Source organism: Thermocatellispora tengchongensis (assembly GCF_014202315.1).
In the GTDB taxonomy this organism is placed as follows: domain Bacteria; phylum Actinomycetota; class Actinomycetes; order Streptosporangiales; family Streptosporangiaceae; genus Thermocatellispora; species Thermocatellispora tengchongensis.
Map to the genome: position 1 here is coordinate 1 of NZ_JACHGN010000038.1, position 10476 is coordinate 10476.

The window sequence follows — 10476 nt, forward strand, 5'->3', positions numbered from 1 at the left end:
GCGGCGGGGAACGCGTTCTTGGACGCGTTGGTGTCGTGGCGGCGTGCGCGGGGGTTGCCTGGGGTGTCGCTGGCGTGGGGGTTGTGGGCCGAGCGCAGCGGGATCACCGGCGGCCTCGGCCAGGCCGACCTCGCCCGGATGGCCCGCTCCGGCGTCACCCCCCTGTCCACCGAGGACGCCCTCGCGCTGCTCGACGCCGCACTCGCCGCCGACGAGGCCGTACAGGTGCCCATCGGCCTGGACCCGGCGGCCTTCCGCGGCCGGGCCGACGTGCCGCCGCTGCTGCGCGGCCTGGTCCGGGCCCCGGCCGCCCGTGCCGTCGCGCGAACCGCGCCCGACGCCACCTACGCCCAGCGCCTGGCCGCCATGCCGGACGCCGACCGCGACCGGGCCCTGCTCGACCTGGTACGCACCCACGCCGCCGCCGTCCTCGGCCACGCCACTCCGGACGCCGTCGCCCCCGACCGGCAGTTCAAGGACCTCGGCTTCGACTCGCTCACCGGCGTGGAGTTCCGCAACCGGCTCAACGCCGCCACCGGGCTGCGGCTGCCCGCCACGCTCACCTTCGACCACCCCACCCCGGCCGCCCTCGCCGCCGAGCTGGGCCGCGAGCTGCTGGGACGGTCCCCGGCGCCCGCCGTCCCCGCCCCGGCCCCCGCGCCCGGCGACGGCGACCCGATCGTGATCGTGGGCATGGCCTGCCGCTACCCGGGCGGCGTGTCCTCCCCCGAAGGACTGTGGGACCTGGTGGCGTCCGGGCGGGACGCCATCGGGCCGTTCCCCGCCGACCGCGGCTGGGACCTCGCGGCGCTGTTCGACCCCGACCCCGGGCGCGCCGGACGGTCGTACGTGCGCGAGGGCGGGTTCCTGTACGACGCGGCGGCCTTCGACGCCGGGTTCTTCGGGATCTCGCCGCGTGAGGCGCTGGCGATGGACCCGCAGCAGCGACTCCTCCTGGAGGCGTCCTGGGAGGCGTTCGAACGGGCCGGCATCGACCCCGCCACCCTGCGTGGCAGCCGGGCCGGCGTCTTCGTCGGCGCCATGTACCAGGAGTACGGTCCGCGCTACGACCAGGCGGACAAGGGCGCCGAGGGCTACCTGCTGACCGGCGGGGCGGCCAGCGTGATGTCAGGGCGGCTCGCGTACTCCTTCGGCCTGGAGGGGCCCGCGGTCACCGTGGACACCGCGTGCTCGTCCTCGCTGGTGGCCCTGCATCTCGCCACGCAGGCGCTACGCCAGGGCGAATGCACCCTCGCCCTGGTCGGCGGGGTCACCGTGATGGCCTCTCCCGGCGTCTTCGTGGAGTTCAGCCGGCAGCGCGGGCTGGCGGCCGACGGCCGGTGCAAGTCGTTCGCGGCGTCGGCGGACGGCACGGGCTGGGGCGAGGGCGTCGGGGTGCTGGTGGTGGAGCGGTTGTCGGACGCGCGGCGGCTGGGGCACCGGGTGCTGGCGGTGGTGCGTGGCAGCGCGGTGAACCAGGACGGGGCGTCGAACGGGCTGACGGCGCCGAACGGGCCGTCGCAGCAGCGGGTGATCGGGCAGGCGCTGGCGAACGCCGGGCTATCGCCCGACGATGTGGACGTGGTCGAGGCGCACGGCACGGGGACCACCCTGGGCGACCCGATCGAGGCCCAGGCGCTGCTGGCCGCCTACGGCCGCGAGCGGGAGCGCCCGTTGCTGCTCGGGTCGGTCAAGTCCAACATCGGGCACACGCAGGCGGCGGCGGGCGTGGCCGGTGTGATCAAGATGGTGATGGCGATGCGGGCGGGGACCGTGCCGCCGACCCTGCACGTGGACGAGCCGTCCCCGCACGTGGACTGGTCGTCGGGCGTGTTGGAGCTGGTCCGGGAGCCGGTGGCGTGGCCGGAGCGGGGGCGTGCACGCCGGGCGGCGGTGTCGTCGTTCGGCATCTCCGGCACCAACGCGCACGTGATCCTGGAACAGCTCGCCGACGACACCGCGCCCGCGCCCTCCGGCGACGTGCCCGTCGTGCTGTCGGCCCGCAGCGAGCGGGGCCTGCGCGCCCAGGCCGAGCGGCTCGCGGCGTACCTGCGGGCGGACGCGGACGCGTCCGTGGGCGACGTGGCCTACTCGGCGGCGCTGCGCCCCCGGTTCGACCACCGCGCGGTCGTCGTGGCCGCGACCCGCGAGGAACTGCTCGCCGAACTGGACCGGTTCACCCCGCCGCCCCCGGCCGGCTCCGGCCGGGTCGCCTTCCTGTTCTCCGGTCAGGGCAGCCAGCGGGCGGGGATGGGCCTGGAGCTGGCCGGGCGGTTCCCGGTGTTCGCCGAGGCGTTCGCGGCGGTGTGCGCGGAGTTGGACCAGTACCTGGACCGGCCGCTGCGCGAAGTGATCGCCGGCGGCGGCGACCTGCTGGACCAGACGCTGTACACGCAGACGGGCCTGTTCGCGGTCGAGGTGGCCTTGTTCCGGCTGTTGGAGTCGTGGGGGATCACCCCGGATTACCTGGTGGGGCATTCGATCGGGGAGTTGGCGGCGGCGCATGTGGCGGGGGTGTTCTCGCTGGCGGATGCGTGCGCGTTGGTGGCGGCGCGGGGCCGGTTGATGCAGGAGCTGCCGGCCGGTGGGGTGATGTGCGCGCTGGAGGCCACCGAGGAGGAGGTTGCGCCGCTGCTGGGTGACCGGGTGGCGATCGCGGCGTTCAACGGGCCGCGTGCGCTGGTGGTCTCCGGTGACGAGGATGAGGTGGCCCGGATCGAGGGGCAGTTCGGCGGTCGTCGGATGCGCCGGTTGCGGGTCAGTCATGCGTTCCATTCGCCGCGGATGGAGCCGATGCTGCCGGCCTTCGCGCAGGTGGCCGAGAGCATCGTCTATCACCCGCCTGCGATTGCGATGGGTGTGGTGCCGGATGCGGCGTATTGGGTGCGGCAGGTGCGGGAGCCGGTGCGGTTCGCGCAGGCGATCGAGGCTTTGCCGGGGGATGTGACGTTGGTGGAGGTGGGGCCGGACGCGGTGCTGACCGCCCTGGTCCCCGACCGGCCGGTCATCCCCCTCCTGCGCCGGGGCCGGGACGAGGTGCGGACCCTGCTGCGGGCCGTCGGCGAGGCGCACACACGCGGCGTCCCGGTCGCATGGCGGGGGATGCTCTCCGGCAGGCTCGTGGACCTGCCCACGTACCCGTTCGAGCGCGAGGACTACTGGCTGGCCCCCGCGCCGTCCGGGGACCCCGCAGGGCTGGGGCTGGCCCCCGCCGGGCATCCGCTGCTCGGAGCGGCGGTGGCGCTGGCGGAGGACGGCGGGCTGGTGTTCACCGGGCGGCTGTCCGCGCAAGCGCACCCCTGGCTGGCCGACCACGTGGTCGCGGGTGCGGTGGTGGTCCCGGCCACGGTGTTCGCCGAGCTGGCCGGGTACGCCGGCGCGCAGGCAGGGCGGCCGGTCGTGGCGGAGCTGACCCTGGAGGCTCCCCTGGTGCTGCCCGAGGGCGGGGCGGCCCGGGTCCAGGTCCTGGCCGCGCCCGACGGGCGTACGGTGAGCGTGCACGCCCGCCTCGACGACGAGGAGCCCTGGACCCGGCACGCCACCGCCACGCTGGCCGCCGCCGAGGAGGACGCCCCGGAGCCCGTCGCGTGGCCGCCCACCGGCGAGGCAGTGGACGTCGCCGCGCTCTACGACGACCTGGCCACGGCGGGCCTCGGCTACGGGCCCGCGTTCCGCGGCCTGCGCGCGGCCTGGCGCGGCGGCGACGGCGAGGTGTACGCCGAGGCCGAGCTGCCCGAACCGCTGCACGCCGAGGCGGGCCGTTACGCGCTCCACCCGGCCCTGCTCGACGCCGCCCTGCACGCGGCGGCACTCGGCGCGCTGCCCGGCGACGGCGAGCCGCGCATCCCGTTCGCCCTGTCGGGGCTGCGCGTCCACGTGCCCGGGGCCACCGCCGTCCGCGTCCGGCTCGCGCCTGCGGGTCCCGGCTCCGTGGCCCTGACCCTGTCCGGCGCCGACGGGCGCACCGTCGCCACCGTGGACGCGCTGACCTTCCGCCCGCTCCCGGCCGACCGGCTCGCCCGGGTCCGCCGCGACCTGTTCCACGTCGCGTGGACCGCCCTGCCCGCGCCGCAGGACGCGCCCGCCCCGCGCCTGGCCGTGCTGGGCGAGCCGCCGGCGGGCATCGACGCGCCCGCGTACCCGGACCTGGCGGCGGTCCCCGACGGCGAGGAGGCCCCGGACGTGCTGCTGGTGCCGCTGCCGTCCGAGGACGGCGACCCGGCGGACGCCGTACGGCGCGCCGCCGAGCGCGCCCTGGCCCTCGCCCGGTCCTGGGCGGCCGGTGACCGCCTGCCCGGGACCCGGCTCGCCCTGCTCACCCGCGGCGCGGTGGCCGCGCGCCCCGGTGACGACCCCGCCGGACTGCCGGGCGCCGCGGTCTGGGGGCTGCTGCGATCCGCGCAGTCGGAGCACCCCGGCCGCTTCGTGCTCATCGACCTGGACGGGAGCGACGGGTCGTACCGGAGCCTGGCCGGGGCGCTGGCCACCGGTGAGCCGCAACTGGCGCTGCGCGGCGGGACGGTCCTGGCGCCCCGCCTGGCCCGGACCGCGCCGCCGCCAGGCCCCGGCTTCGCGTACGACCCGGACGGCACCGTGCTGCTCACCGGCGCCACCGGCGCGCTGGGCACGCTGCTGGCCCGGCACCTCGTCCGCGAGCACGGCGTACGCCACCTGCTGCTGGCGAGCCGCCGCGGCCCCGGCGCGCCCGGCGCCGCCGAGATGGAGGCCGAGCTGTCCGCGATGGGCGCCCGGGTGACCCTCGCCGCGTGCGACGTGTCCGATCGCGACGGCCTCGCCGCCCTGCTGGCCGGCATCGACCCCGAGCACCCGCTGACGGCGGTGGTGCACGCGGCCGGCGCGCTCGACGACGGGGTCGTGGACTCGCTCACCCCCGACAGGCTCGCCACCGTCCTGGCCCCCAAGGCCGCCGCCGCGCTGCACCTGCACGAGCTGGCCCGGGACCTGCCGCTGCGCTCGTTCACCCTGTTCTCCTCGGCCGCCGCGACGTTCGGCGCCCCGGGCCAGGCCGCGTACGCCGCCGCCAACGCCGTCCTGGACGCCCTGGCCGGGCACCGCCGCGCCCGCCGCCTGCCCGCGATCTCGCTGGCCTGGGGCCTGTGGGACCTGGAGACCGGCATGGCGGGCACCGCCCGGCGCGGTGTGCCCGCGCTCGCGCCGGAGGAGGGGCTGGCCCTGTTCGACGCGGCGGCGGGCGCGACGGGCGGGGCGGAGCACGCCGTGCTGCTGCCGATGCGCCTGGACCTCGCCGCCGTCCGCACCGGGCCCGTGCCGCCCCTGCTCTCGGGCCTGGTGCGCGCCCGCCCGGCGCGGGAGAGCGGCCCCGAGCTGCCCCGCCGCCTTGCCGGGCGCACCGCCGGTGAACGCGACCGGATCGCCCTGGACGCCGTACGCGCCCAGGTCGCCCTGGTGCTCGGCCACCGCGGGCCGGAGGCCGTGCCGCCCGCCGCGAACTTCACCGATCTGGGCCTGGACTCGCTCACCGCCGTCGAGCTGCGCAACGCGCTGAGCACGCTCACCGGCGCCCGCCTGCCCGCCACGCTGGTCTTCGACCACCCCACCCCCGAGGCGGTCGCCGCGTACCTGCTCCACGAGGTCCTGAGCGAGGGCCTGGACGGGCCCGCGGCGGCCCCGGTCACGCCGCCGCGCCCCGCCGTCCCGGCCGCCGACGAGCCGATCGCGATCGTGGCGATGGCGTGCCGCTACCCCGGCGGGGTGCGCTCCCCGGAGGACCTGTGGGAGCTGGTCGCCTCCGGCGGCGACGGCGTCTCCCCGTTCCCCACCGGCCGCGGCTGGGACCTGGACTCCCTGTACGACCCCGACCCCGGCCACCCCGGCACCAGCTACACCCGCGAGGGCGGCTTCCTGCACGACGCCGACCGGTTCGACGCCGAGCTGTTCGGCATCGGCCCGCGCGAGGCCCTGGCCATGGACCCGCAGCAACGGCTGCTGCTGGAGGTCGCCTGGGAGACCTTCGAACGGGCCGGGCTGGACCCGGCCGGGGTCCGCGGCGGCGACACCGGCGTGTACGTCGGCGTGATGTACCACGACTACGCCGCGCTGCTGCCCGGCGCGCAGCGCGAGCTGGAGGGCTACGTCGGCACCGGCACCGCGGGCAGCGTCGTGTCCGGGCGGCTGGCCTACGCCTTCGGCCTGGAGGGGCCCGCCGTCACCGTGGACACCGCCTGCTCCTCCTCGCTGGTGGCCCTGCACCTGGCCGCGCAGGCGCTGCGGCGCGGCGAGTGCTCCATGGCGCTGGCGGGCGGGGTGACCGTGATGGCCACGCCGGGCACGTTCGTGGAGTTCAGCAGGCAGCGGGGGCTCGCGCCGGACGGGCGGTGCAAGTCCTTCGCCGCCGCCGCCGACGGCACCGGCTGGTCGGAGGGCGTCGGCCTGCTGCTGCTTGAGCGGCTGTCGGACGCCCGCCGCAACGGCCACCGCGTGCTGGCCCTCGTACGGGGGAGCGCGGTCAACCAGGACGGCGCGTCCAACGGGCTCACCGCCCCCAACGGGCCCTCCCAGCGGCGGGTCATCCGCAGGGCGCTCGCCGACGCCGGCCTCGCCCCCGCCGACGTGGACGCGGTGGAGGCGCACGGAACCGGCACCCCGCTGGGCGACCCCATCGAGGCGCAGGCCCTGCTCGCCGCCTACGGCCGCGACCGCGACCGCCCGCTGTGGCTCGGCTCGGTCAAGTCGAACATCGGGCACACCCAGGCCGCCGCCGGGGCCGCCGGTGTGATCAAGATGGTCCAGGCGATGCGGCACGGCACTCTCCCGCGCACCCTGCACGTGGACGAGCCGACCCCGCACGTGGACTGGTCCTCCGGCGCGGTGTCGCTGCTCACCGAGCCGGTGCCCTGGCCCGAGACCGGCCGCCCGCGCCGCGCCGGGGTCTCCTCCTTCGGCATCAGCGGCACCAACGCGCACGTGATCCTGGAGGCCGCGCCGGAGCAGGAGGAGCAGGAGCCGTCCCCGCCGGACCCGGGCGAGGCCCCGCGCGCCCTGCCGTGGGTGCTGTCCGGCACGAACGAGGCGGCCCTGCGCGAGCAGGCGCGGCGCATGCTGGCCCGCCTGGAGGCCGGCCGGGAGCTCGACCTCGCCGCCACCGGCCACGCGCTGGCCACCACCCGGGCGCGGCTGGCGCACCGCGCGATCGTGGTGGCCGAGGACCGGGCCGGTTTCGCCCGCGGGCTGGCCGCGCTGGCCGAGGGGGAGCCCGCGGCCGGGCTGGTGCGCGGCGTCGCCGGGCCCGACACCGGGGCGGTGTTCGTCTTCCCCGGCCAGGGCCCGCAGTGGCCCGGCATGGGCGCCGCGCTGCTGGACCGCTCCCCGGAGTTCGCGGCCCGGATCGCCGAGTGCGGCGCGGCGCTGTCACCGTACGTGGACTGGTCGCTGGAGGACGCGCTGCGCGGCGCGGTCGGCCTGGACCGGGTGGACGTGGTGCAGCCCGCGCTGTGGGCCACGATGGTCGCGCTCGCCGGGCTGTGGCGCTCCCACGGAGTCGAGCCCGCCGCCGTGATCGGGCACTCCCAGGGCGAGATCGCCGCGGCGTGCGTCGCGGGCGCGCTGACGACGGCCGACGGGGCGCGGATCGTCGCGCTGCGCAGCCGCGCGCTGCGCGCCCTGGCCGGGACCGGCGGCATGGCCGCGCTGGCGCTGCCCGCCGACCGGTTCGACCCGGCCGACGCCCGGCTCGCCGTCGCCGCCGTCAACGGCCCGTCCTCGGTCGTCGTCGCGGGCGAGGCGGCGGCGCTTGAGGAGCTGGCCGCCCGCTACGAGGCCCAGGGCGTGCGGGTGCGCCGCCTCCCGGTGGACTACGCCTCCCACTCGCCGGGCGTCGAGCCGATCCGCGACGAGCTGCGCCGCGCGCTGGCCGGGATCGCCCCGCGCGCGCCGCGGGTGCCGTTCCTGTCCACCGTCACCGGGCAGTGGGTGGACGGCGACCCGCTGGACGAGGAGTACTGGTACCGCAACCTGCGCGAGCCCGTCCGCTTCGCCGACGCCGTCCGCGTCCTGCTGGACAAGGGCCACCGCACCTTCCTGGAGATCAGCCCGCACCCGGTGCTGGCCCCGGCCGTCAGGGAGACCGCCGACGCGGCCGGGACGCCCGTCACCGCGACCGGCACCCTGCGCCGCGACGACGGCGGCCCCGACCGGTTCCTGATCGGCCTGGCCGAGGCGCACGCGGCCGGCCTGCCGGTGGACTGGCGCCCCGCGTACGCCGGGCGGCCCGCGGGCGCGCCGCCCGTGGAGCTGCCGACGTACCCGTTCCAGCGCCGCCGCTACTGGCCGGAGCCGGACCGGGAGCGCGGCGCGGCGGCCGGCGATCCCATGGAACGGGACTTCTGGGAGGCCGTCGAGAGCGCCGACCCCGCCCGGCTCGCCGGGGCCCTGGGCCTGGAGGACCCCGGGCCCCTGGGCGAGGTGCTGCCCGCCCTGTCCGGCTGGCACGCCCGCCGCCGTGACCACTCCGCCACCGCGTCCTGGCGCTACCGCGTCACCTGGACCCCCGTCGCGGCCCCCGCCGCGCCGCCCCGGCTGCACGGCACCTGGCTGCTGGTCACGCCCGCCGCGCGGACGGACGCCGCCGCGTTCTGCGCCGACGCCCTGGCCGCCGCGGGCGCCGAGGTGGTCACCGCCGCCGTGGACACCGCCGACCCCGCGCGGCTGCCGGACGCGCTCCCGGCCCCCGGCGGGATCGCCGGCGTGCTGTCCCTGCTGGCCCTGGACACCGCCGCGCTCCCCGGGCATCCGGCCGTGCCCGCCGGGCTGGCCGCGACCGCGGCCCTGGTGCGCGCCCTCGACGGGAAGGGCGCGCCGCTGTGGCTGGCCACGCGCGGGGCGGTCCGCGCCGGAGAGGCCGACCCGCCCGGCGACCCCGCCCAGGCGGCGGCCTGGGGGCTGGGGCGCACGGCGGCCCTGGAGCACCCCGGCCTGTGGGGCGGCCTGCTCGACCTGCCCGGCGTCCTGGACGCCCGCGCCGCCCGCGAGCTGGCCCGCGCGCTGGCCGGGGTGGGCGAGGAGGACCAGCTCGCCGTACGCCCGTCGGGCCTGCTGGCCCGCCGCCTGGTCCGCGCCGCCGCCCCCGCGCCCGGCCGGGCCTTCCACCCGAGAGGCACCATCCTGGTCACCGGAGGCGCGGGCGGCTTCGGCCCCCACCTGGCCCGCCGGCTCGCCGGGCGCGGCGCGGAGCATCTGGTGCTGATCGAGCCCCCGGGGCAGGGCGAGCGCGCCCGCGACCTCGCCGCCGGCCTCACCACCGGAAGTGCCGGGAGCGCCGGGAGCGCCGCCGGGCAGACGCGGGTGACCGTCGCCGAGTGCGACATCACCGACCGCGCCGCGCTGGCCGCACTGCTCGCCGAGCACCCGCCCGCCGCCGTCTTCCACACCGCGGGCGCGCTGGAGGCCGGGGCCCTGGCCGATACCGGGCCCGCCGAACTGCAGACCGTCCTGGCCGCCAAGACGCTCGGCGCGGCCCACCTGCACGACCTGCTCGGCGAGCGGGAGCTGGACGCCTTCGTGCTGTTCTCCTCGGTCGCCGGCGTGTGGGGGAGCGGCGGCCAGGCCGCCTACGCCGCCGCGAGCGCGTACCTCGACGCGCTCGCCGAGCACCGCCGCGCCCGCGGCCTGCCCGCCACCGCCGTGGCCTGGGGCCTGTGGGCCGAGGTGGACCTCGGCGACCCCGAGGCCGAGGCCGGACGGCGCGAGCAGCTCCGCCGCCGGGGCGTGTCCCCGATGAGCCCGGACCTCGCGCTCACCGCCCTGGACCAGGCCCTGGAGGAGGACCGGCCGGCCGTCGTGGTCGCCGACGTGGACTGGGAGCGGTTCGTGCCCGCCTTCACCGCGCTGCGGCCCCGGCCGCTCATCGCCGACCTGCCCGAGGTGCGCCGCCTGCTGCGCCAGGCCGCCGACCGGCCCGGCGACACGGCTGGGGAGGCGGCCGAGCTGCCGCGGCGGCTGGCCGGCCTGCCCGAGGCCGAGCGGCGCCGGGTGCTGCTGCGGGCCGTGCGCGCCGAGATCGCCGCCGTGCTCGGCCACGACGGCGCCGAGGCCGTGCCCCCCGGCCGCCCGCTGCGCGAGCTGGGCTTCGACTCCCTCGCCGCGGTGAACCTGCGCAACCGGCTCGGCACGGCCACCGGGCTCGACCTGCCGCCCACGCTGGTCTTCGACCATCCCACCCCGGACGAGCTGGCCGGGTACCTCCTGGGCCGCCTCGGCGACCCACGGCCGTCCCTGGACGCCGCCCTGGACGGCCTCGCCGCCGCGCTCGCCGGCACCGGCGAGGCGGAACGGCGGCGCGCCGCCGACCGGCTGCGGGCGCTGCTCGGCGAGATGCCCGCCCCGCCCGCCGAGCCCGGTCCGGCCGCGCCGGAGCCGGAGGCGGTCGCCGAGCGGCTGCGCACCGCCAGCGACGGCGAACTGTTCGACTTCCTCGACGCCGAGCTGGAAGGATGAGCG

At 78.4% G+C, this 10476-nt stretch carries 1 protein-coding gene; it reads left to right on the plus strand.

All coding sequences use genetic code 11. The features are described from left to right. Positions 1–10473, plus strand: a 10473-nt coding sequence (locus tag HNP84_RS54520) for a type I polyketide synthase (RefSeq protein WP_185056989.1), incomplete at its 5' end; no start/stop codon positions are given. Positions 10474–10476: the final 3 nt, after the last annotated feature.